Origin of the sequence: Halorubrum tropicale, from assembly GCF_001280455.1 — an archaeon.
Taxonomy (GTDB): Archaea; Halobacteriota; Halobacteria; order Halobacteriales; family Haloferacaceae; genus Halorubrum; species Halorubrum tropicale.
The window spans coordinates 15,255-41,916 of sequence record NZ_LIST01000009.1; the positions used below are offsets into that span (position 1 = coordinate 15,255).

Genomic DNA, 26,662 nt, shown 5'->3' on the forward strand with positions numbered 1-26,662 from the left:
TAGTAGCATCTGATCGGAGTTGTTTCCATTCTTCGACAGTAAATCCCCTCTTCATTCGTGTAACAGGGAATCACTTTCCGAGACTGCATTGGCCATCGCGCTGACGACCCGTGCGTCTCGCACGTCGCTGTACCAATGGAAAATATCGGCGTTCTGATGGCGCATCTGTTTCATTGCTGCCCCCTCACCGATTGACGCCTCAACGAGCCGGCAACCGTAAGTGTGTCGAAGGGCATGTGGAACTACTTTGTTGTGGACTCGGTCGGGAAGATCCAGATCGGCTGCCTCAACGAGTTTATTGAGTCGGCTTCTGATGGCGTTTTGTCCGTGGGGCCACTGCCCGTGTTTTTGTGCACTTAGGAATTCCTTGAGAAGGCGTGCTGTTTCTGCCGATTCATCGATGTTCGGAAACTGCCACACCTTTGTCGCGGACCGTCGACTCTTTGGAGCCCAATCGTACTCTTTTCCTTCTTCTTTAGTGAGCCAACCCGTGTCGCTCTTTGTCTTGCCGTTGATTTTCGCCTCCCAGTTACGGTCGACGCAATAGCTACATGGCTCGTCGGTTTCGTGGAGGTTTACACCGTCAGCATTCTGGTGGCCAGCGGACCCTCCTTTTCCCCCGTAGCAATACTCGATACGTGGAACGCTGATGCGCCAAAGTTCGCCGCCCTTTTGCTTGTATTCTGTCCCGACCCACGTCTCGCATGAATGTGCAAGTTCCCCGGCACGGAGCCCATAGTCAAGTAGAACTCGCCCGACTAACTCTGTCTCTCGGTCGGGATACTCACAGGCTGCTCGGTACAACTTTCTAGTGTCACGACGTGTCAGTGGATGTCGCTTTTCTTGTTTCGGAGGAGTGTATCCCCCATATCCCTGACCTGTAATCTTATTCATGATATGAACCACCTACAATATGTAGGTTTAAAAATTTTCTCCTACAAGTATTGCCTCCGATAGAGGCGCTCTACCGGCAGTTTAGAAAATCAGCCCCTAAATATTGTAGGTGACAAATATGAACAGCTACAAACAGCTACAAAATTACTAGATGCGCTCCTATCTAGAAACACGGAAAGGGGTTGTTGTGATGTACCCGGCAGCGAGTTGAGTACGTTAACTGGGACTCAGATCGCCGGACAGCGGCAGGCGTTCAAAATATCAAATCGTCTGTTCCGGAGATCTACACAAGAGCGACTGGATGAATCAGCAGGTGACAAGTACTGTCTTCATAGTGGTCAGGTTAAAACTACCTGTAAAGTGATACCTACAACGCTAGAAATATTTGTTTTCTGGTATATATTGGTATGAGGACTGCCCCAGCTAGCGTTTTTATCGGTTTTTATATGTTTATTCTGAGCCTGGTTCAGGTGGATTCGAGATTCAACTCAGTAAGTCGATCTTGTAGCTATCCAGTGCGGTCGGTGGCCACGCGACTGCTTAGTGTCGCGCCGAATGCGATGCGCTGTGAGACGCCTGTGCCCGAGGGACAATAAGCAGGGAACAGATCGACGGTCGGCAGCTTATTCCTCGAACGGCTCTGACGGCGGCTCAGGGGGGCTGTGAACGACCACTCGTCAGCCAGTGCGGAGGGGGAGCAGGGAAGAAGTCACCTATAGGGGCGCGATTAAGCCAATCTGGGAGGCCGACGACCTCCTCGAGGACGACGAGTGGGTGGCCCAAGCTCGCTACGCCAACTATTCTACGCTACTTCTGGATCTCAGCCCACTAAAATGTAGTTAGAGCTCGTCAGGATCAAGATCGCCGGCAAGGTACTGGTCACCCATCTCGGTGATCTTGTAGTAGCCTCGCTTGACGCGCTCGACGAGGCCATGACCGACAAGTACTGAGAGTCGACGGTTTACTTCGCTTCGTGCCTTGTCGATGTTGAACGCAATAACGGAGGGGGACAGGACCAGCCCAGATGTTGCTAGTGCCTCAAGAATGCGGTCGTCAATTGGCATTTGCATCCACGGGGCTGGCTCTCTCACTCAGGTTCTCCTCTGTTCCGCACTACTTTTTCGACCGATATATCAGATGTGATAACTATTTGATGGAGTTAACCTCATTTATTGATGAGATTTTTATACCTATTCTACGTATATCTGCTCGTGAGCCATGGCATCACACAGTAAGCCTCTGATCCGAGGAGTAGCCTGGAATGGATTCATTCAGAAAATGAGTTCAGCAGCTGTTGAACTACCTGGTGAACAACCCCTTATCGGAGGTAACTCCAGCTCAATAGCGAGGTGTGGGCAATGACAGAGAACCGCTCTCCAAACCCCGATGTGATCAATCCTGAGATGAAATTAGAAGATATTCGAAACGGGGTAAATGCGAATACCTGTGAGGGATACGGGCGGTCGACTGCGTCTGGACGAGGTTATAATGCTGAACGTCTCGTTAATGCCATATTTGACGAGTCTGGCACCGCTTTCCGCGGGACAGTTGATTCACATATTGACAGTTATGTCCCTGGTGAGATTGGCTACGAGATTGAAGTCAAATCCTGTGTGGCTCGCTATCAGAATAATACCAACGAGTCGGGCCGGTACGGGCAGTTCCGAATCTGGAAGCACCATCACGACGAATTACTAGCTGAAGCCTCAGAGTACGATTCAATACGAGGCGTATACTTTTTTGTCGTGTATTCAGTCATATACGGGATCGAAGAGGAGGTAGGGAAATTACTCGTGCCTGCTGAGGTAGTTGACGGTGTGCTTGATAACTGGTCTCTTGAAGATCACGTGACGATGGGTGAACAGAAGACCCGTCAGATCTCGTGGCACCTCCTACTGAAGCGATTGGGCGTTTCGGCAGATCGATTCAAATCTGAGGACCTTATCGACCTCACGGATGAGTGACTCACGACTCACTCCAGTTGCGTTTGACATCGAGACGTCTGGATTCGATGCGGACGCGGTCATCACCGTTGCTGGATTCGCCCACGGTCTCGGTGAATCGCTTATTCTCAATACTGGCGGCCATAGCGAGGTAGATCGCAACACACTGGTGACGGCGCTTGATGAGGAGTCGACCGGGACTGTCCAGCTTGACGTCGTTGCTAACGAAGGGGAACTCCTTGAGCTGGTTGCGTCGTTTGTCACGAACCAACTCGATGGCGACACCCACTACGTGACCGCGTTCAACGGAGAGACGTGGAACGGTGGGTTCGATCTTCCCTTCTGTCGGACGCGATTTCTCCAACATGGACTACGGTGGCCCTTTGGCGATATCGCGTACGCCGATATGATACAGGTGGTTGACCGATTCAATACACAGGATCACACCGACCTCGTTGGCGTGTATGATATCCTTGTTGGTGAGGAGACGTGCGACCCGTTTGACGATAGCGCTGAAGCCGTTGACGCGTTCCAGACTGGTGACTGGCTTCCGCTCTGTAAGCACAATCTGGCCGACATCCAGCGAACCCGGAAGTTAGCTGAACTAGCCGGACAGTTTGTCGCTCAGTCGGATTTCAAAATGAAGAATCTACAGCCACCGCGTCGGTGAAGGGGGTCAGATTGGAGAGAGCGTGCCACGAGCTGCGGAACAACGTGACGATCCTGAGGACAGCTGGACGTCCACTATCATCAATAGTTATCGTGACTGCGTGATAGCTACCCACGATCAGCGGTCACACTGCTGTCCCGGAACAGTACTTTCGCCCCGCTCGCCCGAAGTATAAGTTACAGAGTCTCTAACTTTGAGGAGAGGGAGCACAGCTGAGTCGGTTTTAACAACCGAGTCAGGTCTAAAACAGTGTCACACGCTCCCTCTCCCCTAAACATAGCTCCCGAGATCGTGAGGATGACTCCAGACAACCCAGAGACAGTCCGTGGCACCTGCTCGTTCTGCGGCAAGACAGTCACGGATCGACACGCGATCATCCACTATGAAACAGCTAGCGGTGACCCAGGCGTGTGGGCCGAATGTCCCGGCTGTGGCGAAATCGTCGACCCTACTAATGCTCAGTAAACAATTCATCAAGCAGATCGTCAGGCTTGAGCCGCCATCGACAACGCACCACGAGTGTCGCTACTGTGGATACAGCGTCGAGAAGGACGTCGATGAATGTCCACAGTGTGGCTCTTACGAGATTGCGGCCTACGATCTCAAATAATCACTGAAGCGCTCACAGTTGGTGGAGCGATCTCAATACCTTATGTATCAAACGAGCGTTAAAGTGACTCCAATTGTTACATAAGGTATGAAGCAGCCGTCACCACCCGCCTCGCTCCCGAAGTATCTCGCAGAGGGACTCCCCAAACAGGATACGGAAACACTCCATGAGATACGGAACTACGTCGGGGCGCTCATCAAGTATCGCGACCAATCGGTTGACACCAACGAGCTTCCCGAGACTGCTGAGCCCGTCGACGAGTCCGATAGCGCAGAAAGCGGAACCGTCATCAAAGAGAAAGTCACCTGTGGCGACGCGAGCTGTAAATGCGCCAGCGGGGATCCCGCAGATATGCATGGCCCGTATCTCTATCGCTACTATCGTGAGAATGGGACGATGAAATCAGAGTACGTCGGGAAACCAGGAAGTGAGTAGCGGTGAGTCGAGACTACCAAAATTTCGACCAAGCCGGCCTACAGGTGGTCGGCGATAAACGGCGTTACAGCGCGCGTGAGTCGCGTTCGACAATACTGGCAAACGCGACGTTCTCTTGGACTTGCTCGATCTCGACTGTCAGCACATCGCCTGGTTGTCCGCCGGGGACGATCACGACGTAGCCGCGTTCAACCTTCGCGATGCCGTCGCCTTGATCACCGGTCGTCTCGATCGTCACGTCGCGGACCTCACCCTCATCGACAGGCGGACCGTCCGACGTCGGGGTTGGTTCTTGCGCAGCCGCTTGGGGTTGCTCTTGCTGGGCCTTCTGGCCTGTCGAAGATTCTGACGCCAAGATTGCGATGCGGTACGTTTCGTCGGCAGCGAGTGCGTCGTGTTCGATTTCACTCGCGGGGATATCGACGACATATGACCCGTCACGTTCTTCGATTTGAGCACTGAATACAGAGCGAAGCGAATCAGAAATCTCGATCATCAAGTATCACGAGTCTAAGCTAGCCGACGTACCTAAATCTCGCGTTTCACGCTACTCTGAGATGGTAATCTGGTATGTGCTGAAGAGAACGCGCAGGTCCCGAACAGAAGCTCCTCGAAAGACTAGCAGATCAGATCGATCAATACAGGTCATTCACCTATCGCTCAATACACGTAACTAATCAGTCGATCCGTAGCTCAAATCAGAATCAACAGATAACTCTCCAAAGAAACGAGGCACAAATCGGCGTATTGGTATCCTTTGATACTGGGAGATCACTTGATTAGAAATACTCTCAATCCGTTCTTTTGTCTGTTCATTCACAGAATCATAATGTCGCACATAATGCTTAATTAGCTTAGCTTCGTTCCCACCACTTTCTTCGGTTATATCTTCAGGGTCCATGTTTTCATATTTTTTCAAGCGTTGGAGGTTATCCCTGAACATCACAAGATCGTGTATCAATTCACCCATGTCCGATTCTAATTCATCATCCATCCACCATCTATTAGACAGGTAATGACGCTTCATCTCAGAAATTATTTGATCGACATCTTCTGGACTATCTGTATAAGGCGTCGCTATTTCATCAATATAATAGACTGACTCAATCAACTGGGCTAACTCTTCAATATCGCTTCTCTGGTCCCTGTAGAACGAAAGAAATTGACCGATTAGCACCGACACTAAACCACCAGCAAATGAGGCAAAAACAATTACTCCTGTAAGAATCAACTGAGTCGTTGATACTGCCATACACTCTGCTACTATCACCGATATGTATCAAAATAACCCCCGTAGTAACATCGGTAAGTCAATTAGTGAATACCTTCCTCCGAAGCAGGTAAGACGCCTATCTTCGGCGTTTGAGCAAAATGGTGAAGAGACATACTGAAGAGCGTCAAAGAAGCAGGCTCAGTCTGCCGGCTAGCTCACCGAGAATGTGACGAAATAAACGAGTCGGACACTGGCGAGCAATTCGGGAGGAACAGCGTGAGTGGCCCAACAATCTCGTGAAGTATATGACCGCGAGAACGACCTACCAAGCCTCCACGAATCTCGGTGACAGACACCTAAATTCCTCCAGAACTCATCCGACAACCTCCCCAGTCGCTTCTTGAAGGCTCAGCTGACGCGGGCGTCTCCCCATTATCTCAGTCTCGCGTTCAACCAGAGCCCCACCAGCGACAGTGACGTCCTCTCGATAGCACGCTCTCGCAGTCACTGCCCACAGCGCTGGCAGCACCTCATCCAGTAACGGCCATGGCTCTGTAAGTTCCAGCAAGACGTCGCCAGCGAAGCCGACTTCCTCTGGTGAGACGGGTCCATCCGGTCCATGATGATCCCGAGCTGTCCGTAACGCTCCAGCCGCAGCGTGGACGTCATTGCTAACAGTCGGATCGCTCACCCATTGTGGGTAGATATCCCGGTACCGTTCAGGCAGTTTTCCGTCGCCGCGGTCCGTCTCTTCAAACGACAGCTGGAGTCGATAGCCAGCATTTGCCGTCGCGACGATCCCAGCATCGACGAGGTCAGGAAGGTGGTCACGAAGCGAGCGAGCCGACACGCCGGCTCTCTCCGCGAGTGCTGACTGCGTCAGGAATTCATCGGCATTAGCGAGTGCCACGAGCGCCTTTCGCGGCGTTGACGACGCATCCCGGAGAACCTGCTCTGGTGACAGGGCTCCGATGATACGCCGGAGCTCTACAGACCGGATATGTCGCGTCTCGGCTTCCGGCTCCAAGCCTCGGGCGACGCCGTTCGCGATAGCGAGCGGCGACCGACACAACCCGTGGAGTACCGATACTGCCTCTGGAGTCGCAAGGAGATTCTTCTCTTCGAGTGCTTCCTCAAGCAGATCCCGGTACTGGGCTCGGCTCGCCGACGTCTGGACAGGGACGCGGACGCCGATCTCGGGGGCGTCGTCCCGGATATCCTTCGGCGAGACATTGGATCGAAGCTTCTCAGCAAACACTTCCTGGCGCTCGCCGTAATCAGCAAACAGACACCACGAGCCGATGAGTTCACCGAACGGCTCTGCGGCGTCGACATCGACGTCCATCGACCACCGAAGCACCTCGTGACGGTCTTCGAACAGTTGCCGGAACACCGATGCCATCCCGTACTTCGACCCGATCGCCGAGTTGATCCCGACGAACTTCGCGATACTCGAGAGCTTCTCGTCATCGAAATCGCTCTTGAACCGGGGTATGCGGCCGATCCGAAGAATGTCGACGCCGGCGAAGTCCAGTAATCGGGTCATCACGCCGATCACGCCGAGAGACTCGGTGAGAATCTTCGTCCGAAAGGCTGTCCGAGAGTTATACTCGCGGTACTCGCCGTGAGTCATGTCCCGCGTCATTTCGCAGATTTCCTCGAGAACGGCTTGTATTCGGTCCCCGAACTCATCGATATCATCAACCAGCTCGTCTTCCTCAGCAATCCACCCGAGGCACGCACTATTTTGGAGAACGCCAGGTGCCTCTTGGAGGAGCCGGCGGAAGTCGCCATTCTCGTCGAGCCGGTCGTCAGTTAGCAGATTGTCCCAGACAAATGTATCACCCAACGAGCGAGCAGTACAGACCGCCCACTGCATCGGATTGTCGACCTCGGCGGCCACAGCGAGGCGATTCTCGTCCCAGTCCATGTAGCGGCGGGGAGCCGCTCGATCGTCCCACTCGGAGACCGCCGCATCGACAGTTGCGACGCCATTCTCGGGGGTCGCCGCGACGGCGGCCTGGTACGTAGAGTGGGGAAGCGGCTGGATGGTGTGGAGTGCTGGGAGGCGGTCGCGGCTCCACCCGGTCCCCCCCTCACGTGTGTGCGCGGGTCTAGACTCCAAATTGTCGGCGGATTTTCCGGTCCGACTCACAAAATTCTGAAGGGCTTGCTGTCGCGTTCCAGATCGGCCGATTTCTTCGAGGAAACGCACACCAGCCGGTCGAATTGCGACTTTGCTCCCGTCGCTGGTCGCGATACGATCCGTCACGAGTTCGTGTTTGCGAAGCTGGCGCAGGTGGTACGCGACGTTGTTCCGGGACTGGTTGGGGTCGTCGTACGGAGCAGCCTCATAGAGCGCCTCGTAGCTAGCTGTCTGGCCGGCTTCCGCACCAATACGGGCGAGGGTTGCGACAACCTCGCCGTCCGCCTCAAGCGCCTCACACGCGGCTGCGACATGGTCGTCGACAGTTCCGTGAGCGCGCTGGCCTGTATCGCATTGTGAACTCACATCGAACGCTGCCACGTCCGGGACGTTCCCATCCAACTCGTCGACGTCGATTTCCGGATCATAACTCCAAGCAAAGCGCCGCATCCAGATGGACGACTCAAACACGACCCGGACGTCCACACCGTGGCCAAGCCAACTGAGCAGCTGGACCATCTGCCGGCGTTGGTCAGCATGGTCGATCTCTCGGAATGACTCATCGATCCGCACGGTGAGTGTCGGCGTATGGTCCGCGGCTGCGAGCAACGGCTTCACAACCCGGCGAACATCCGCAAACTCACCAGGGAACCCGATGCCAAGCGGGCCGAACTCTGCGCTCCCAAAGCTCTCGAGCAGTTCGAGCGCCTGCTGGTGCTGCTCGGACTCAACGTCCTTACACAAGCTCAACAGCGTCGACGCAACGATCGACCCGTTCAGGCTCTCCGCGTCTGGAAGGGCCTCTCGGTCGACTGTCCCGAGCCGATCGTCGATAATCGATTCAAGCCTCTGCCAGGCGACCCCATCAGCGACGCCACCGACGAGTTCGCGCACGGCGAGCGCAATATCGGCTTCGAGGACCCCAACAAGACGCTGCCAGAGTTCACCCGGCCGACTCTCCTTATCGAGGTGGACTGTCCCAGACGACACAGCCGGGTACTGCTGAACCATCCAGAGACCTGCGTCCTCATCACAACGGAGATCTCCAAGCTGACGAGAGATCTGATCGGATTTGTCGGATGTCTCTCGCTCTGCTGTGTCGAGGTGCTGATCGTCTGAGAAGGCTCCTGTAAGCACTTGTACGCCGAGCGGTTGGCCGACGAGGTCGCGGTCCCACTCGTCTTCAAGATCGGCGTAGCGGTCAACCTCGTCGAACTCAGCGCTCGCATTGCGAGTGTTCGCGAGAAGCGCCGACCGTTGCTCAACAGCGTTCTCCCACGTGTCCGCTCTCGCTCGACGTCGCAACTGGCCATCTGAATACTGACTCCCACACCGGGGGCACTCATGAGTGCTAGCAGCTCCACTACTGACGGCATCCTCGATGACCCAGTGTTGGCTACAGTTGGAACAGCCAACGACAGCGAAGCGACTCACGCCGCTGGCACACCTCCATGAGCCGGGTGGTCCTGCATAGTGCGCTCTCCGCGCACGTGCTCGACGCTACGGCCGAAATCGAATAATCGGCCGTCTCAGAGACAGCAGAGCGGATTATCGGCGAAAGCCAGAGATGACTCTCACCACCGCAACCATTAAGACCACTTCGGAAGAAATGAGGAATAGGAAAGCTTCCTCGGACAGGTGCCATCCTGTCCCTTCCCAAGCGGCCCCTGCTGCCAACAGGGGAACTTCCCCCCTTTCTAAACATCGCCTAGCCGTGCATACTGCGATGTTGCGCCGGCCTCCGTCTTAATACTCACGGCGAGCGTCAGACATACATACAATTACTGTTATTTTGTCCCGGTGTCCGTATTCAGGCGGTTTATACACCTCTAAAGCGAGTAACTGACAATTAGGGTTGGTTCCACCTCGGAGCCCTCCTACGAATTCATCCGATCAGCATCCACGCACTCGGATACAGCTGTGAACTCTGTAAGCAGCCTCAAGCATTTAGCATCCGACTATCTCTGTACGAATATGTCGTTTCGGGTCAGCTGGCATAACCTCCTTGAGCAGTTAGATGATCTTCCGGAAGGAGCCACGTTCCGAACACCACTCTCGAACAAGCGGTTTCAGATTACTGGTGTCCAGGAACACCGTGTCATCATCAGGTTCAGAGACAGTGGTGAGTCGCGGCCTCTTCAAAAAGACCAGTTCGAGACGCTATATCGGCGGATTTCTGACTCTAACAACGGATTCGACCTCGATCGGCTCCCACCCGATGCGGATCCATACCCGACGGTATTGAGTCTCCATCCACGATTCGAGGTGAACGACGACCGAGGTATGATTATCGAGACCGAAGAGCCAACCACCTCGCTGTTACTCGACGAGGGTGTATCTCCTGACCCAGATCCTGACGAACGGACAGAACCCGATCTCGATGTCTACGCGGATGCGCTGTTGCTTGTCGACGCACTGGAACGCCACGAGGTGGAGGCGCTAGAAGGGGTCGAGACAGGGACGCTCATCGACCTGTACACGTTGCTCTCGGACGTTCAACGGAACGCCAACGACCTCCGGAAGGAGATCGCCGACACGCTGTTAGACCGGCTTCATCACGATCGACCCGTCTCGGGCTCGTACGGCTCGGTCCAGCGGACTGCTCGGACGAACCGCTCGCTCAAAGACGATGACGAGGTGCTGGACACGCTCGAAGCAGCCGGGATCGACCGTGACCGGGTGGTGAGTGTTGATCGCGGGAAAGTTGATGATGCGCTCGAGGTGGCCGATGTCGCCGAAAGCGATGTCTACGAGACTGAAGAAACCGAGTACGTTCGGAAAGCCGAGGTGGACGAAGATCGCAAGGAGACACGGCTCCAAGGGCTGAAAGACCAACTTGCGGCGAGCGATGCTGACGACGCCGACCAGCTTCGCGACGAAGTTGAAGAGCTCGAATCGCGGATCGAAGAGTTGACCGAATTCAAGTCGGGACACTCGTATCACACGCGCTCGAGTGCCGACCGGTGAGTCGGTCCGGCGATGTGACGAGGGGGCGAGACACGCCACGGTCGACGTCGGTCCTGACATGGGTATTCTCGAGCTACCGATCAAGAGTATCAACCCAGTTAGGGGACCAGTTTACTCACGGAGTGTTCACCAATCGTCTGCTGAACTCTACTTGATATCACAGTGAACAGATTCGAGTCTGAAAGAAAGACCTAACCCATATACAGAATGGAAAATGGGATATGGCGCAGTTGTCTGCGTATTCCGAGGATCTGTACGAGCTGGTCGCCGCGCTCGACGACCGTGGAGTCCTCCGACCCGGTGAACGCGAAGCATGGGAGGAAGGAATCGATGACGCCGACGAGATAAGCGAGCTGAGAACAATCGAGGAAGCGCTCCACAAAGCGATGCTTGATCGCGAGGGTGTCACCGAGGTCGTCAGCAAGCACACAGCAGAGCGGACGCAGGCGTTTGTCTAACGGTCAACGCGAGTACCTCGAGGCTCTCCAGCACAGATGGTTTATCAGTCTGATGTGAGAATCGATGGTATGGGTGACCCGGATTCTCCAACCGTCTCGGTATCTCTCTGGTCCCACCGATATCCCAGCAGTCCTGAATCGAGTTGGCATCGATCACGTTAGTGTCCATGATCGCCGCATCCTTGCGATCTATCAGACGGCGATTTTTAATGTGACAACGGAGCCGGATTCGGTCTCGACTGCCTACTCACTCGAGATTGAATGCTGGGAAGATCCGATCCCCTCTCGTGCTGATGGAAAATCGTCACAAGAGATTCTTCAGGACTTTGCGAACGTGTTCGACTGAGGGTAGTGTGGACACTGTTCTGTGACCACTCAGTCGGTGACTCGCTCGCGAGTCACAGCGATGAGCAGCCACAAGAACAGCCATGCGAACAGAAACACGACGAGGAGCCCGGTTGGAGACAGGGCTCCAAGCGGACTCATGACATCGGCTAACACAGGGAGTGAGAGGAGAAAAATAATGCCGGCCCCTACGCTCCCACCGAGGCACTCAAGGAGTGGCCAGACTGCGGTGTCACCCGTCTCAATGCCGCGATCTGGGTGGTGGTGCGACTCTGCGCCCGCATAGCTTGGTGTGGTCATACATACCACCTATCGAAACCTACATATTCGATCGTTATAATTTTGTCCCCGAAAGCCTCAGAGGGTGAACAGGCTTCTTAGGCTGATTTCGGTACTGAATGAGCCGTTCCGCTCTATAGTTGGCGACGTGACGAGATCGATAGACAGACCACGGTCGATGTCAATCATGACGACAGACTCCAGATTCACTGATCAGCGGCACACGTTATCTTATGTAACATTTTTAGCCCCCTATTCATCGATTTCTACATAAGGTGTTGGTTCGCAATATCGATTGAACGGAAGTGAAAAACGTCCGTTGCGGGTGTGTCGTGGGACCGAGTGAGCGCAATTAGCGCAATAATCACGACCACTAAAGCTACTTACTCGATAGTTCTTTTTGTGTTATTTTGATTCTCAATTTGTGAGTCCGTACAACACGTACACGTTTTCATCGATTAGGTCGTCTATCTTCGTGATCTTCTTGTCAAGTTCCTCGACGCACCCAATCGCTTCGAGGTAGTTCTCCAAGTCGTCAGCAACGTCATCGATACCGGGCAGCTTGATCGTTTTCAGCCGGTCAACGAGCAAATTCGTCTTCGTCGCCGTTTCGCGGAGGTGCGTGAAACCCCCGAGTTCTTCCTGCGTTTCCCTTACATTGATATGAGTTAGTGAATTTTCAATAGCCATGTCAGTCCAGCAGATTACTGCGAAAGATATCGCAGGCTGGGATTCCCTCCAGGATATCTCCAACTCCTTCGAGAAACGCGGACTGAAAACGCGTCCGAACCTCGGAGAGGACAATGAGCTTGTGCTTCAGCTCGACGATGACGAGTTTGTCGTGCTGGTCAACGCAGGGCCTGGTGAGACGGCCACGGATTTCAAGCCGGACAACCGCTCTCGACACACAAACCTCGTCGCCACGAACGACTTCGAGGAGTTCACCTTCCTCACGCGGATGCGCAGCTGGGACGGCCAACAGCACGGGCGCATCAAACACCAGAAGATCTCGTTTACCAAGGCGCAGTTCACGAGCGACAGCGGCGAGAAGAATACCGTTCTGAAGAAGCTCAATTCTATCGAGTACGGCTCTTCTACTGCGATCTACGACACCCTGTACGACACCCAACAGGTCGTCAAGGAGTTCTACGAGGAGTTCGAGGAACTTCGGATGAACCTCGTTCAGGAGGTGTCCGGGATCCCCGACGATCGCGGCGACGCGAAGCAGCGGTACGTTCAGGTCATCCTCGACCGAATGATCTTCCTGTACTTCATTCAGGAGAAGCGCCTGCTGGACCGGAATCCGAACTACCTCCACGAGCAGCCCGTCGACGTCGTCGACGACGGTGAGGACCAGTACGAGAACTTCTACCGACCGCTGTTCTTCGATTACCTCGCAGAGGACAAGCAGAATCCCGACTTCGGGAGCCTCCCGTACCTGAACGGCGGGCTGTTCGCGAAGAACCCAGTTGAGGAGGAGTTCCCGGACGCGAAGCTCGGCGCGTCCGCCGAAGAGACGAACGAACTCTTCGACGACATCCTGGAGTTCCTGTCGGGGTGGAACTGGAACGTCGACGAGCGGCTCGACATCGTCGATCCGAAGAACCTCTCGCCCGCGATTCTAGGCCACATCTTCGAGAAGACGGTCAATCAGAAAGAGATGGGCGCGTACTACACGCCTGAAGAAATTACAGGATACATGTCCCGGCGGACAGTTCACCCCTACCTCCTCGACCGGCTGAACGAAGAACTGGGGACAGAGTATGATGATCTTGACGCAGTCTTTGGATTCACCGAGACTGGACCGAGTAATTCCGCACCTGCGGCCACAGATGGAGGTGCGACAACTCAACAGGTTCCGATTTCAAACGTCGAAACATCCCATGTGGAAACACTCTACCACGATATTCTCAAAAACATGCGGATCTTGGATCCGGGCGTCGGGAGCGGAGCATTCCTCCTTGCGGCCCAAGAAGTACTACTAGATATTTACCTCCAATGTATCGAATATTTCCAACTTCTCGAAGATGAGGATCAAGGCTGGGAAGCAAGCGCTCGCACCCGTGATGAACTAGAGCAGATTGATTCCCGAAAAGCGAATGAGTCACTATACGCTAAGCGCTCTATAATCCTGAATAATCTGTATGGGGTAGATATTGACCAAGGGGCGGTAGAAATCTGTAAGTTGAGACTCTGGCTGTCCATGGTAGCCGATCTACAGGATGAGCCTGGGGAGGTAGATCCCTTGCCCAACATCGACTTCAACATTCAGCAAGGGAACTCACTAATTGGCTACGTAGATACAGAACTTGACGTCGGTGAAAGCGGAGAAACCGATCTTAATGGATGGGAAAAGAAAACCAAATTTGACAAAATCCGAAAATCCATTCAGAATCATAAAAATGCTGAAACAGTCACCGAAGCCAGAGATAGTCGTAACGAGGCGAAGAGGCTAATTGAGGAATACCGGCCTCAGTTCGATGAATTACTGCTGAAAGAATTCCAGCAGGTAGCCGACGATGATGTGACCATAGATGAGCTGCGCAGCTGGTCGCCGATTCATTGGCCGCTACAGTTTGCTGATGTGTATGAGGGTGGTGGGTTCGACGTCGTGATCGGCAATCCCCCATACGAGGGACAAGACCGTACCGGCTACAAAAAACATCTCCGTGAACGCGCTACCAAGCGCTACGGGCATGAGTACTCGGCGAAAACAGATATGTTCCAGTTCTTTGCCCATCGGGGTTCGGAACTAGTCAAGGAAGGTGGATACTACTCATTCATTATCAATGACACATTCCTAATGAACCGGAACAAGGCTGATGTTCGCCAAACGGTTCTTCCGGATCTACTGGAGGTGACAACGGTCAACCCCGATGCATTTGATGTCTCTATCGAGACGGCTATCTATACGGTGAAAAAGGGAAAATCCCCAACGACTACACGATATAACGCCAGTCGGGATGCGCCAATCGCGTCGTACACCCAACTTCTGGAGGTCGGTGGCTTCGAACCGGCCACAGAGTGGGGCGAGTACTCACTCTCAACAACGCAGACTGGGCCTCACCGGAGTTATGAGTTCAATAAACGACTCTATGAGGAATCCTTCAGAAATGTCTTTTATGAGCCATCTGCGCGGAACATCAGCTGGTACCAACGGTTCTTCACACCAGTCATGGAGATGTACACCAACTGGGAGAAAGAGATCGGTAATGTCCGGAGCCTCCGGGCTAACCGAACGGAGGTCTGCCGTGACTACCTCCAGGAGCTCAAAACAGGAGACATCTGTCTCTTCGGCCTCTACGCAGAAGGTGGTCGTGGCGTAAAGACGGACGATATCACCGAGTATGTAGGCGTCAAAGAGGGGACAAGGAAGGAGGCAAAAATCAACGAACAGGGGTACTACAATCGCTCCGACTCACAAATCACCACAATTGTCTCTCCGAATGAGATTGCCGCCGTTGGTTCACTGACAGATGAAGAGAAACGTGATGGTATTAATGGCACTCCCCATTGGGTACCCGCACACAGGTCTATTAAAACATATGACAAGTTCTATGCCCCGACTGATGAGTACTTCGACTGGAGTGAACAGAAGATTACCAAATTGCGTGAGAAGACGAGTCTGACGAACTCCGAGGCATACTTCAAACGGATTCTCGCAACCAAACAGGGTGGAGGCGTTCGTAACGCTACGTGGAGAATATTCGATCCCGGTGTTGTCCTCAATACGGTTCTCGCATACCAACCCCTTACGCCGGATACCGGTTCTGATTTCGAATTCAGTTCTGAAGAAATAATGTCGCTTGAGTATGTAATGGGGATTCTCAACTCGTCCTTCATCGATGAACTAATGGACAGTCTCCTCAACCGTGTCGGCCAGACAACCGTCGGCACCCGCCTTCTCCCGATCGTTGTCCCGACCGAAAATCAAGAGCAGCGAGTCGTCAGTATCGTGGAGGATGCAATTGAACTACAAAAGGAGCGCAACGAACAACTGGAGAAGCCGAACTCCGCAAAAATGGAAAATCTGATTGAACAATTGGATGAAGTGGTACAGGAGATCTATGGACTTGAACCCGTCAACGATTAGAGGAAATCCTGATTAAGTAATCGCTATCCGCCGACCACGCCCCAACAGATGAGTCGTGCCCTCACAGCACTCTCCCCAATGAGCGTATCTTGGTACTCAGGGGACACCTCGATGTTTTCATCGAGGAAGGATTCTAACTCACTGAGAAACTCTTGAACGGGCCAATCCGGGTATATGCCATACTCATCGTTGTCCCTAAACGTTTCTCGCAGAATACGATCCTCGTCTGTGTTGTCTAACTTCACCTTCTGAAGCCGATCCCCCAGTGTTGCTGCCCAGTCACCAATTGTCTCGTACTTATCCCCATTCACAGGTTCTCCCCCGTGATTTGGTTGGACATATTGAGAAATAAAATCTAGAATCGTTTCTTGTTCTTTTGAGAATGATTCTCCCTGATTGAATGCGCCCTCAACTTGTCCCTCCCGGATGGATTCAAGACGATCATCAAGTACCTCTTGAATCGCCTCTCGGTTAGACAGGACGTTCTCGGCGTCGCCCGTGATCGGCTCGCCGCTCACCTCGGGGTCGATTTTGAGCGTGCCGACGGGGCGCTCTTTCACCTCGTCTGCGAACGGCTTGTAGTAGAAGGCTCGCCGAACGCGACCCAAGGGTGACTCGTGGTCGTCATCATCGAACCAAAGATGTGCGAGCCCGAATACGCCCGGACGTGGCCCTGAGTCGTGATCGGTGACATTTGTGTATAGGCGCTCTCGCCCTTCCGGCGACTCCTCAAAGTAATCCGCGGCGTACTCGAAGTCGTCTTCGGAGAGCCCGAACTCATCGCTCAGTTCCTTCTTGAGCAGGAACCGCTCGTAGGCGGCGTGTTCGTTGCTCCCCGCGTTGCGGAGGAGCGGGTTCTTGCTTGTGTCGTCGAGCTCGTTTACGTCCTCAACCTCCCGCGACTTCTGGAGCGAGTCCTCGATCTCGTCGACTTGGAGCTCGCCGATCGTTTTCTCCGTCTCCACGCCGGTCTGTTCGAGAATCTGGTCCTCGTTCGGGTCGAGGATGTTGTTCTCCTTGCCGACGATGAGCGCGATGTCGTTGATTTTCGCTTGGAGCCGTTTCAGCAGCTTAATCGCCGCCTCGATGTCGCCGTCGGGGTAGAAGTTGTGGACGTACTTCTCGTCGGTACTCCCGATCCGGTCGATACGCCCCACGCGTTGAACGATCCGCATCGGGTTCCATGGCAGATCGAAGGAGATCTGGACCGACACGTCCTGTAGATTAACCCCCTCTGAGAGGGTGTCGGTCGCGATGACGTACTGGAGTTCGTCTTCGCCGGACTCGGCGAGCGTCTGCTGGTGCCCCGATGCCTCCGGAGCAAACCGCTGAATAACGTCTTGCTTGTTGTCGTCGCCGCCTTTGACGACCGCGCTGTTCGCCTCCGTGAGTGGCGAGTCGGGGTCGTTGAGTAGCGCCCTGTGGACGTAGTCCGCGGTGGCACGGTACTGTGTGAAGACGAGGACCTTCTCGTCGTCGTAGCCGTTGAGAACGTCCGTGAGCCGCTCGACCTTCGGATCGCGGAACTCCCGGAGCGAGAACACCGCCTCGTAGAACTCGCGAGTCTCTCCGTCGACGTCACTCAGGTCGCTCCGCGGGTAGAGGATCGGGTTCAGATCCTCCTCTGGAACGTCTGGAAGCACACCGGCGTTGTGTTCGTGAAGCCACTGCCGCGTCGACACGGCCTGATTGCTCACGTCACCGGAGTCCTGTGCGATATCACCGATGAACTGCGAGAGGAAGTACGCGATCAGCGTCAGGTCCTCTCGGATGTACGTCTTCACCTCACCGATTGTCGCGTCCGCTAATTCGTCCGGGGCGTCGGTCTCCGTGTCTTCGTCCGCACGAACCGCGGTGGTGTCAAACCCGAATTCTTCGAGCGTTTGTTCGAGATCCTCGGCAGCGTCACCTCCTTCCACGAAGTCGTCGAGCGTCTCAGCCTGCTCTTCGTCCTGCGCAGCGCGCAACAGGTCGATCTTCTTCTCCTCGGGAAGTCCATCGAGGAGCCCGAGAAGTCGCCGCTCGCTCTGGTGGAGCGTCTGAATCGACTGAACGAACGCGTAGGTCGACGACTCCAGCCGCTTGAGCAGGTTCAGCTTGTACAACGCTTTCAGCGTCCCGCCTGCTTTCGGATTCTTCACCGTGATGTGCGGGAGGTGGAGTGCGTCCATTACGTCCGGTAGCATCCGATACACCGGCTGATACGCCGCCGGAAGCGAATACTGCTCCTTGTTGAGCGTCGGCGGCTTGAAGCTCATCTCGAAGTCCTCTCCCTCTTGGATCTGGTCTTTGACGTGCTTCCGCGTCCGAAGTACCATCACCTCGTTCAGGATCTTCGAGATCTCCTCTGAATGGCGCTGGAGTTGCTCGGTGATACTCTGTAGCTTTTTGTCACTAGCTTCCTCTTTCCCGGCTGCGATCTTCTTCCGCGTCTTAGAGAGTTCGATGTATTCCTCGAAGGCACCGAAGTCTAACGACGCCTTGTTTCGAAGTTCTTCAGGGCTAGTGAACAGACTGATCAGGTTCTCTAAGTCGGTCGCAGAGTTGTTAATTGGCGTGGCGGTCAGCATTATCATCGTCTTGCCACGGAGCTGACGGAGGTTGGCGTGTCGACGTGTTCCCTTGTAGTCGTCGTCGTGATCCGGAGTCGGTCGCCACTTCCCGCGATTCCGGAACCGGTGGGCTTCGTCGACGAGTACAACGTCAAACGCCTCTTTGAGGTCCTGTACCTCGTCGTACGCGAGATTCTGGAACTTACTGATGCTCATTACGTCGAGGTGCGTTCCATTGACTTCGAGACCGAAGTACGGATTACCGTCTTCGTCCGTGTCGTCTTGGAGGAGATCTTCCCACTGCTTGGTGAGGTTTGCGGGTACGATCAGTAAACAACGGTCCCCACGCTGGCGGTAGTCGTGGAGGAGCTCGCCGCCGATGAAGGACTTCCCGAGACCGACCGAGTCGGAGATAATACAGCCGTTGAACTGAGACAGCTTCTCTTTCGCGCTTTCGTACCCGAGTGTCTGGAAGTAGTACAGCGGACTGTCGCGGATGTTGACGTTCCCGCTTAGTTCGTCGTATGCGAGGAGCTTGTACAGCTCGAACGGTTCGATGTACGTCCCTAGGTTATCGGGTGCCTCGTCGTCATCAGACTTGTCTTCTTGCTGCTCCTGCCAGTCCTGATACTTTGTGCTGTTCTCGATGATCCGGATGATCTCCTCGCTGAAGTCCTCGGCATTTGCCCACTGGTTGTCGTACCAGCTTTCGAACGCCTCCGCTTCGGGGCGATCTTGGCTCGTGAGATTCAGCTCGATATTGTTCCGATGGCCACTGGCGGTGAAATTCGAGGAACCGACAACGGTTGCGCACGGGCGTGTGTCTGTGTCGCTATCGTTGGTCGACCAGTCGTCGTCATCGTGTGGTGCCCGAAACGAAGCGCCCTTGGCGTGGAAATATCCGTTTTCTGGATTTCGTACGCGGACGCTAACTTTGTCTTCAGCTATGAAATCTCGTAGCCGGTCAAGCCGACCGAGCTGCGCGTTATTCAATTCCTCGATGCTCTCTTCGACTTCATCTTTGAGTTCACTACGGAGATTTTGGCCTTCACCAATTTCATCTGCTGTGTTCCGGTTCGTTTGCCGGCCCATCAAGATACGAATGGGAGCATGACCAAGTTCTGCCGGGTCCGCTAATCGTTCGAGATCTTCACGGTATAGATCGAAACCAGAGAGATAGAAGTATCCAGTAGCGATACGTGCTTCTTCGATCTGTGGGATGATCTTCTTATAGATGTCCTCGACGGTCCTCTCGGTGTTATCTACCAAGGGAGGGAGAGAAAGCATCGTGTTATCTGAGATATTAGCTATATTGACTTAGTGGTTAGTGATAGATCGCTTTCGTTCCATACTGGCAATTGACTATAGTAGTCGGTAGAACTTTTTACTCAGAAATATATGTTGCCTGTAATGGATCACCTCAACGAGATCTCCGTCGAAGAACTCCAAGAGGCGCTTGACAATGTTGATGGAAACAAGCCGACGCAACGGCTGTTAGCTGCGATCGCGTACAAGAACGGCGTCACGCAAACCGAACTTGCCGAGTGGTACGACACAGAGCGGAAAACGATCTATAACTGGCTCAACCGACTCGATACCGACGAACCGCTTGAACAAGCTGTTACAGATGCTCACCGATCTGGTCGGAGACGAAAAATCTCAGAAAAACAGCAAAAAGAGTTTGAACAAACAGTCCACGAATCACCCGAAGAGATCGGCGTTGACGCGCCGGCGTGGACGCCGGCGCTCGCACAAGAATATCTTGAAGAAACGTACGGCGTCGACTACTCAATCCCAAGCTGCCGGCGGTTGTTGAAAGAAGCGGGATTGAGTTATCAAAAACCACGCCGTACAGCCGCTGAATCCGACGAAGACGACCAAGAAGCGTTTCACGACGAGATCAAAAAAAGCGGCAAGAGATGGACGCCACAGTAGTCTGTATCGATCAAACCAAGAAATCTGTCCAAGTCGAGCCGCGTGCCGCGTGGTTTCCGCGCGGCACGCGGCCCTCGGTCGAATTATCCGGTCAACGGGACTGGACGTGCTTGTTAGGCGCGATCACCGAGGACGGCGATCGCTTTTTCTCTCGGTTTACAGAGTACATCACCGCCGATCACGCAAAACATTTCATTTTAGCACTATGTAAAGAATTTGAAGACGATCTAATTGTCGTCCTCGATGGCGCGCCGTATTTTCAGGCATCGGCCGTCACGGACCTAGCGTCCCGTGACGACCTCGCGTTTGTTACGCTCCCATCGTATTCACCGGAGCTGAACCCTGTTGAGGAATGCTGGAGACAACTTCAAGCAGCGCTCAGCAACCGTTTCTTCGACTCACTCGACGAGCTGACAACAGCGATCGACAGTGCTCTTGACCAAATCTCTATCCCAAAAGTGAGCAACTATTTCTAACGTCTACTATAGGAGGCCCACTCCTTGTCAGGGGTTGTGGCTGTCTCTTACAGGCTGGTAGCTACCACAATCCTCAAAACTGATCCTGCGATGCCGATCCGGTCAGCAGCTAGTGTGCGCCGATCAAGTCAGCCTCGATCTGCTAGCTTGTGTTTCGCGTCGCCGTCGACGTGGTAGTCATCGTAGAGGGTGACCTCGTCGCGTTCTAATACCTCGCTAGTCTTCTCGTCTCGAAGTTCGGTGAATGTGGATCAACATCCCAGTGACAGGCACACGACTGATACCATCGGTGGTTATTCGTCAATTCTCAGCGGTTGTGGCCGTTCGGACGGCAATATCGGGCTCGGTACTGGCGAATCTGGAGCACGATTCCGCGCTTCTTTTGTCTTGATATAGATTTCCGACACTTTTGAATATAAAACCGTCGGACATGAGGGCGGTGTCAAAATGAAATTGATCCGCCATGATTAGATACTTACGCATAGCGTAAACAATCACACACTAACGCCGAAGAGCCTATGGATCACAACACACTCGTGCCGCTCATTGTCCTATACACCGATAACAGGGCGTCTATTGACGGCGCGACGCGCTTCCAAAAACTCGTCTTCCTCGCTCAGGAGGAGGGGGACATGCCGGTCGCATACGATGACTTTCGGCCGGACCGGTTCGGCCCCTTTTCCAAGTCCCTTCACCACGATCTCGATGTCTTTCGTCACAACGGTCTCATCGAGCGGACCGCAGTCACCAACGAGTACGGACAGGAGAAGTTCATCTACTCGCTGACAACGAAGGGCCAGCAGGTTGCGCGGGGGCTCGTGGATCAGTATGGTCCCTTCTTCGAGGCTGCCGAGGTCATCAAAGAGCGATTCAATCAGGAACCGCTCCCTGATCTCCTTGATTACGTCTACACGAAGTACGCCTCCTACACTACTGCGACGGAACTGAACGTCGAGGCGCTGTTTGACCCGGACGCGAAGTCGGAGTTTGAGCAGGCGTCAGGCCGCCAAGCAACGCCTCCAACGGTCGCAGAGCAGCTTAAACCCACGCCGCACACGCTCTACCAGCTCCCAAAGCGCGACACTAACGCGTACATCTACTACTTTACTGATGGGATGTACAGTCGGCCCGATAGCAAGTACAAGGAGCTCGACAACCAGCTCACACTGCTTGGCCGTAATCGCGAGCAGTTGGAGGTCGTGATCGTGGACCGCGACCGAGTTGATGAGGAGATCTGGCAACTCGCGCTGAACGGGGTTGATGTCAATGAATATCCGGCACTCGTTGTTGCGGATCGTGAACTTGGGATTGGCGATATTTCAGCGGCGGATTCGATCTTCACGCCCACGCCGAAAGGCGAGTACGCGACCATCGAAAGCGGAATTTTACTTGATGACATCCTACAAGACCCAGATGGAATCACGGACTTCCTGAACGCACTCTACGACGCAGCACTACGGAATAACATCGAGAGCGAGATGCGAAAAGAGAAGATCACCGACGCACTTTCGATTAGTGCGGGCACAATTCAGGATATCATCACCGTTTCAGTATCGAACTGATGTCATACGGGCAACCGCGTAGGCCTGCTGAGACCCCCCACCGATCCATGCGGGTCTAGACTACTACTCCAGCTTCTTGAGAATCCCACCGGACGCAACGCCGACGAGCCTGTTCAGGATACCATCCTGAAGTATCTGGCTAGCATGCCGGTTGAGATCGACGTTCCCACCAGCACTGCCACCACCGCCACCGCTCGCATCGCCCGAGCCGATCGCAGTGATCATGATGACCTGTGCGATGCCGACATTAGGTAGAACCGGACGAACGACGCCGCCCCGTCTGCGATCATCGCTTTCTTCATTGAGGAGGCTTCAGCTGCGATTCGGCCACCCATCACCGTCGAAATGACCTATTCTTCGGTCTACGCATCGTGTAGTAGACTGCCTGCTTGACCCTGTCCTCATCCGATCCCTCCTTTCGCCCTCAGTATATTCAGATACTCTTCCTCCGTCAGGTGTCAACTACTACCTTCCCGCACTTGCCCCAGCGGACACGTATCTTGGACTGCGAGCCACATATCGAGATAGGGGCCGTAAGCCCGAAACGTGGGACTACGAATGTTGGCCAACTAGAATGGGGCCCTGACCTAGTATCGGTAGCTCTGTGAAGTTATTCTGACGTTCGATATCAGAAACATAGAATCGTTGTGTGAACATGTTCAATTGTGACTCAACGCCCATTCAACAGAACGGAACAACCAATTATCAGCCCCCACTTGGTGAGACCTCAAGCCCTTCAGTTGCTATATCTTCAATAGTAGCCTTCCATCCGCCGACAGTGACCTCTTTCCCATCAATATCGACAAGCAACGTCGCTTTGACAGGAATAGAAACCTTGTAATCGGTATCGGCTGGTCCTTGTAGTTCATAATCAACAACAGTCCCCGTCCAAGCCCCACTCATCCTCGAACCAGTTTCATAGCCGACAATACGGACGTTCAAAGGCTCACTGTTATCAAACTCTGTTTTGAGATCGAGGATCGCTCGCCATGGGTCAAGGTATCGGCGTGGAAGGGAATGCGGTTCTTGAACAATACGGGACGAGGTCCAAATCTGCTCGTAGTACTGTTGGAACTGAAGAACTAGGTTCTGATTCGTGACGACGTGGTAGGACCGTTCGTCGCTTGTTGGCATGTCACCGCTGTATACAGAATATGAGCGATCAGCGGCAACAAACAGGTCTGACAACTTTCGGGATCGAACAAGTAAGTTGTCGGGGAACGCACCTTCTGTGACATTCGCGTCGAAATCAGAGGTTGTGACGACAAGTCGAACCGTAACGCCGCGGTTGAGGGCTTCAAGGATGTCGTCTTCGAATTCTGCGTATCGGTCAGGCGTCAAGGAGAGCGCGAGCCACCACTCTGCAGTCTCAATCGCGCTGCGGATATGACGGTTTGCCGACTCGTCGTGGCTCAATACAGTGACAGAGCCACCAGTAGCCTGTTCGCGTTGGTGGGTTGTCTCAAGTTGGCTAGAGACAGAGTCAATTATGTTTGAGAATTCACTGACATGACGTTCTTTGTAGGCATCGAGTGCGACGTCAGGTGGGGGGGCCCCGACTGTTTTCCCTCCACTCTTCTCGTGGACCTCAACAAGCCCCATCTCGCTGAGATCATCGATGACGTCGTAGATTCGGGCCTGTGGCACACCTGATTTCTCGACGATCTTCGGCGGGCGCGCTTCGCCAAGTTCGACTACTGCGATATAGGTTCGAGACTGATATTCGTTGAGCCCGAGCTCTTGAAGCCGGTCTGTGAGGTGCCCCACGTCGAGGCTGAATTCATCACTCATTACTCGCCACTCTGGGGGTCGGACTCGCCATGATCAGCCGATAGCGCGCCCGACTGATTACGATACTCACCCGGATCGACAGGTGGCGTTCGAATGGTATCACCAGTCTCCATATCAAACAGGTGAACGTGGTCAGACGGAAAGTTAAGTCCTACAGTTTCTCCTAGAGAGAGCTGTACTACGGTTGGGACGATACAAGTCAGCGTTCTGTTGGCAAACTCGATCTGAACGAAGTTGTCGTTACCTTGATACTCGACGTGGCGAACAGTTCCAGTCACGGCATTATTCGGTGGTTCGGCAAGTAACTCAAGATCTTCTGGACGGATTCCGAGTTGGACCGATCGGTCAGTCGCCTGACCGCCGTCTGACAGACTGACGAGTTCCTGCCCATCGAGTAAACAGGTCACACCACCGGTACGGCGCTCGGTGTTCACGTTCAATAGATTCATCGATGGACTCCCGAGGAAGGACGCAACGAACCGATTCGTTGGTCGAGCGTAAGTCGCTTCAGGTGATCCCGTCTGCTGGAGTTCACCGTCGTTTAGGATAGCTAGTTCATCACCCATTGTCATCGCTTCTTTTTGATCATGTGTGACATATACAGTCGTGACACCGAGTTCCTGCTGGATATGCTGGAGTTCAGTCCGCATACGCGAGCGTAACTTCGCATCAAGGCTGGAGAGCGGTTCGTCGAGAAGGAACACATCTGGGTCACGGACGAGTGCTCTACCGAGGGCGACCCTCTGTTTCTGTCCGCCAGAGAGCTCCGATACCTCACGGTCGAGAAGCCCATCAATATCGAACATCTCGGCGATTTCACGCACTTTTGTAGTCCGTTCGTCCGCTGAAAGCGAACTCGAGTGCTTGAGCCCGTAGCCGATGTTTTCCCGCACGTTCATCGTTCGGTAGAGCGCATAGTTCTGAAATACCATCGCGATCGAACGCTCACTCGGCGACTGGTGTGTGACGTCCTCACCGCCAATGTATATCGAGCCTTCTGTCGGTTGCTCGAGGCCAGCGATCATTCGGAGCGTCGTTGACTTCCCACAGCCAGAGGGGCCAACGAGAACGAGCAACTCGTCATCGGCACGTAATGAGAGATCCGATACCGCAGTTTCGGAACCAAAGCGCTTTGTGACGTTTTCGAGCCGAAATTCAGTCATGTATCTATCACCTTGCCGGTCGAGTCAAAACACATCAGTCTATCACGATCTAGGACGAATGAGGTGGACTCGCCTTCATGTACGCCTTCTGGGAGCGTTCGTAAGCGGGCTGTGAGGGTGAACGCATCGCGGGACAATAGCAATTCGTAGGCCCGGCCGACCGGCTCAATGAGTTCAACATTGAAAGACACGGGGTTCGACCACCGTTCAACCCCGATCTGCTCTTCAGTCGACGGCTCACCGTCAGCCGTCGCTGGGTAGATATGCTCTGGACGAACCCCAACCGTGGCTGGAACTTCTAGTGAACCAGCTGGGATATCGATCCCAACTTTGGTGACATTGTCGGGATCTAACATATTCATCGGTGGATCGCCGATAAACGAGGCAACAAACTCGTTAGTGGGGTGTTCGTAGATATCTTCAGGCGTGCCAATCTGCTCGATGTGCCCGTCGTTCATAACCGCAATCCTGTCTGCGATACTCATTGCCTCTTCTTGATCATGCGTGACATAGAGTGTCGTGATGTCAAGCCGCTGCTGGAGTTGTCGGAGCTCGGCCCGAGTCTCCACACGTAGTTTTGCGTCCAAATTGCTCAGCGGTTCGTCCATACACAGTAGATGTGGTTGCCGGACGAGCGCTCGGCCGACAGCAACGCGTTGTCGCTGTCCACCGCTGAGCTGTGCGGGCCGTGTTTCTAGGTGTTCATCCATCTCGAGTAATTCGGTGATTTCCTCGATCCGCTCGGTCGCAACTTCCTCTGAGATCCCAACCTTTCGCAGCGGGAACCGTAGATTTCCACGGACAGTCTTGTGTGGGTACAAAGCGTAGCTTTGGAACACCATAGCGACATCTCGGCGCTGAGGTGCTTGTCGAGTCACCTCTTCGTCGTCGAAATGGACTGCTCCCTCAGTCGCGTGCTCGAGTCCGGCGATCGTTCGCAGCGTCGTGGTCTTGCCGCATCCAGACGGGCCGAGCAAGACAAGTAGTTCGCCGGGTTTGATGGACAGATTCAGATCGGAGACTGCGACAACATCGTCGTACTCTTTTGTAAGTCCCTCAACGCTGACCGCGCCAGATGTCGACGGTTCCGAACCTGACGTAGATTCCGTCTCTATTGTGGGTTGTTCCAT

Annotated in this window: 21 protein-coding genes; 9 read left to right on the top strand and 12 right to left on the bottom strand. The window is 54.0% G+C overall.

Translation table 11 applies throughout. From position 1 onward, the window contains the following. Nucleotides 1–51: 51 nt before the first annotated feature. Together AMR74_RS18245 and AMR74_RS17890 are read right to left on the bottom strand one after the other, a co-directional pair. A complete protein-coding gene (locus AMR74_RS18245; RefSeq protein ID WP_082356907.1) occupies nt 52–894 on the bottom strand; it encodes a tyrosine-type recombinase/integrase in 843 nt (280 codons plus the stop codon). Between the two features lie 839 nt (nt 895–1,733). Next, a complete protein-coding gene (locus tag AMR74_RS17890) occupies nt 1,734–1,964 on the bottom strand; it encodes a winged helix-turn-helix domain-containing protein (RefSeq protein ID WP_205625980.1) in 231 nt (76 codons plus the stop codon). A gap of 288 nt (nt 1,965–2,252) precedes the next feature. On the opposite strand from AMR74_RS17890, the gene AMR74_RS18770 reads away from it, so the two are divergent. The 4 genes from AMR74_RS18770 (at nt 2,253) to AMR74_RS17905 (ending at nt 4,552) form a co-directional block, all read left to right on the top strand. Next, nucleotides 2,253–2,858: a hypothetical protein gene (locus AMR74_RS18770; RefSeq protein ID WP_077152427.1), complete on the top strand. Its 606-nt coding sequence runs from the start codon at nt 2,253–2,255 to the stop codon at nt 2,856–2,858. After that, complete coding sequence (locus tag AMR74_RS15760; protein ID WP_053773009.1) at nt 2,851–3,507, top strand: hypothetical protein; 657 nt, start codon at nt 2,851–2,853, stop codon at nt 3,505–3,507. Before AMR74_RS18770 ends, AMR74_RS15760 begins: the two co-directional genes overlap by 8 nt. Nucleotides 3,508–3,804: 297 nt before the next feature. After that, nucleotides 3,805–3,972, top strand: coding sequence for a DUF7837 family putative zinc-binding protein (locus AMR74_RS20085; protein WP_008584112.1), 168 nt, complete (start codon nt 3,805–3,807; stop codon nt 3,970–3,972). Between the two features lie 232 nt (nt 3,973–4,204). Then, nucleotides 4,205–4,552, top strand: coding sequence for a DUF6788 family protein (locus tag AMR74_RS17905; RefSeq protein ID WP_077152412.1), 348 nt, complete (start codon nt 4,205–4,207; stop codon nt 4,550–4,552). Between the two features lie 64 nt (nt 4,553–4,616). On the opposite strand, the gene AMR74_RS15770 is transcribed toward AMR74_RS17905, so the two are convergent. From AMR74_RS15770 to AMR74_RS15775, 3 genes are all read right to left on the bottom strand, one after another. Then, nucleotides 4,617–5,048 carry a TRAM domain-containing protein gene (locus AMR74_RS15770; protein ID WP_053773011.1) on the bottom strand — a complete coding sequence of 144 codons (432 nt, stop codon included), beginning with the start codon at nt 5,046–5,048 and terminating at the stop codon, nt 4,617–4,619. A gap of 177 nt (nt 5,049–5,225) precedes the next feature. Further along, a complete protein-coding gene (locus AMR74_RS18775) occupies nt 5,226–5,804 on the bottom strand; it encodes a hypothetical protein (RefSeq protein WP_139043034.1) in 579 nt (192 codons plus the stop codon). A 334-nt stretch (nt 5,805–6,138) separates the two neighbouring features. Then, complete coding sequence (locus AMR74_RS15775; RefSeq protein WP_394324742.1) at nt 6,139–9,345, bottom strand: DUF5817 domain-containing protein; 3,207 nt, start codon at nt 9,343–9,345, stop codon at nt 6,139–6,141. Nucleotides 9,346–9,885: 540 nt separating this feature from the next. Between AMR74_RS15775 and AMR74_RS15780 the strand changes: the two genes are divergently transcribed. Both AMR74_RS15780 and AMR74_RS15785 read left to right on the top strand, forming a co-directional pair. Further along, the gene (locus tag AMR74_RS15780) at nt 9,886–10,878 is read left to right on the top strand and encodes a hypothetical protein (protein WP_053773012.1); all 993 of its coding nucleotides are present in this window, start codon (nt 9,886–9,888) and stop codon (nt 10,876–10,878) included. Between the two features lie 221 nt (nt 10,879–11,099). Beyond that, nucleotides 11,100–11,336, top strand: a complete 237-nt coding sequence (locus AMR74_RS15785) for a hypothetical protein (protein ID WP_053773013.1) — start codon at nt 11,100–11,102, stop codon at nt 11,334–11,336. Nucleotides 11,337–11,711: 375 nt separating this feature from the next. On the opposite strand, the gene AMR74_RS18780 is transcribed toward AMR74_RS15785, so the two are convergent. Together AMR74_RS18780 and AMR74_RS19715 are read right to left on the bottom strand one after the other, a co-directional pair. Continuing rightward, the gene (locus tag AMR74_RS18780; RefSeq protein WP_139043035.1) at nt 11,712–11,981 is read right to left on the bottom strand and encodes a hypothetical protein; all 270 of its coding nucleotides are present in this window, start codon (nt 11,979–11,981) and stop codon (nt 11,712–11,714) included. Between the two features lie 396 nt (nt 11,982–12,377). Continuing rightward, the gene (locus tag AMR74_RS19715; protein WP_053773014.1) at nt 12,378–12,650 is read right to left on the bottom strand and encodes a hypothetical protein; all 273 of its coding nucleotides are present in this window, start codon (nt 12,648–12,650) and stop codon (nt 12,378–12,380) included. On the opposite strand from AMR74_RS19715, the gene AMR74_RS18255 reads away from it, so the two are divergent. Continuing rightward, complete coding sequence (locus tag AMR74_RS18255; protein ID WP_082356908.1) at nt 12,649–16,053, top strand: Eco57I restriction-modification methylase domain-containing protein; 3,405 nt, start codon at nt 12,649–12,651, stop codon at nt 16,051–16,053. The genes AMR74_RS19715 and AMR74_RS18255 overlap by 2 nt on opposite strands. A gap of 23 nt (nt 16,054–16,076) precedes the next feature. Here AMR74_RS18255 and AMR74_RS15800 read toward each other — a convergent pair whose 3' ends face one another. After that, a complete protein-coding gene (locus AMR74_RS15800) occupies nt 16,077–19,892 on the bottom strand; it encodes a helicase-related protein (protein WP_053773015.1) in 3,816 nt (1,271 codons plus the stop codon). A gap of 123 nt (nt 19,893–20,015) precedes the next feature. Here AMR74_RS15800 and AMR74_RS18260 point away from each other — a divergent pair. Both AMR74_RS18260 and AMR74_RS15810 read left to right on the top strand, forming a co-directional pair. Then, a protein-coding gene (locus AMR74_RS18260; protein WP_139043036.1) for an IS630 family transposase occupies nt 20,016–21,016 on the top strand; the annotation gives its coding sequence in 2 pieces (ribosomal slippage) (nt 20,016–20,508 and nt 20,508–21,016; 1,002 coding nt in all). 518 nt (nt 21,017–21,534) lie between these two features. Next, on the top strand, nt 21,535–22,578 hold the full coding sequence (locus AMR74_RS15810) for a hypothetical protein (RefSeq protein WP_053773017.1): 1,044 nt from the start codon (nt 21,535–21,537) through the stop codon (nt 22,576–22,578). Between the two features lie 63 nt (nt 22,579–22,641). On the opposite strand, the gene AMR74_RS19270 is transcribed toward AMR74_RS15810, so the two are convergent. The 4 genes from AMR74_RS19270 to AMR74_RS15815 form a co-directional block, all read right to left on the bottom strand. Then, nucleotides 22,642–22,803: a hypothetical protein gene (locus tag AMR74_RS19270; protein WP_167551934.1), complete on the bottom strand. Its 162-nt coding sequence runs from the start codon at nt 22,801–22,803 to the stop codon at nt 22,642–22,644. A gap of 480 nt (nt 22,804–23,283) precedes the next feature. Continuing rightward, nucleotides 23,284–24,369, bottom strand: a complete 1,086-nt coding sequence (locus tag AMR74_RS17920) for a TrmB family transcriptional regulator (protein WP_077152414.1) — start codon at nt 24,367–24,369, stop codon at nt 23,284–23,286. After that, the gene (locus tag AMR74_RS17925; protein ID WP_077152415.1) at nt 24,369–25,532 is read right to left on the bottom strand and encodes an ABC transporter ATP-binding protein; all 1,164 of its coding nucleotides are present in this window, start codon (nt 25,530–25,532) and stop codon (nt 24,369–24,371) included. The genes AMR74_RS17920 and AMR74_RS17925 overlap by 1 nt, the downstream gene beginning before the upstream one ends. Then, on the bottom strand, nt 25,529–26,662 hold the full coding sequence (locus tag AMR74_RS15815) for an ABC transporter ATP-binding protein (RefSeq protein ID WP_053773018.1): 1,134 nt from the start codon (nt 26,660–26,662) through the stop codon (nt 25,529–25,531). Before AMR74_RS15815 ends, AMR74_RS17925 begins: the two co-directional genes overlap by 4 nt.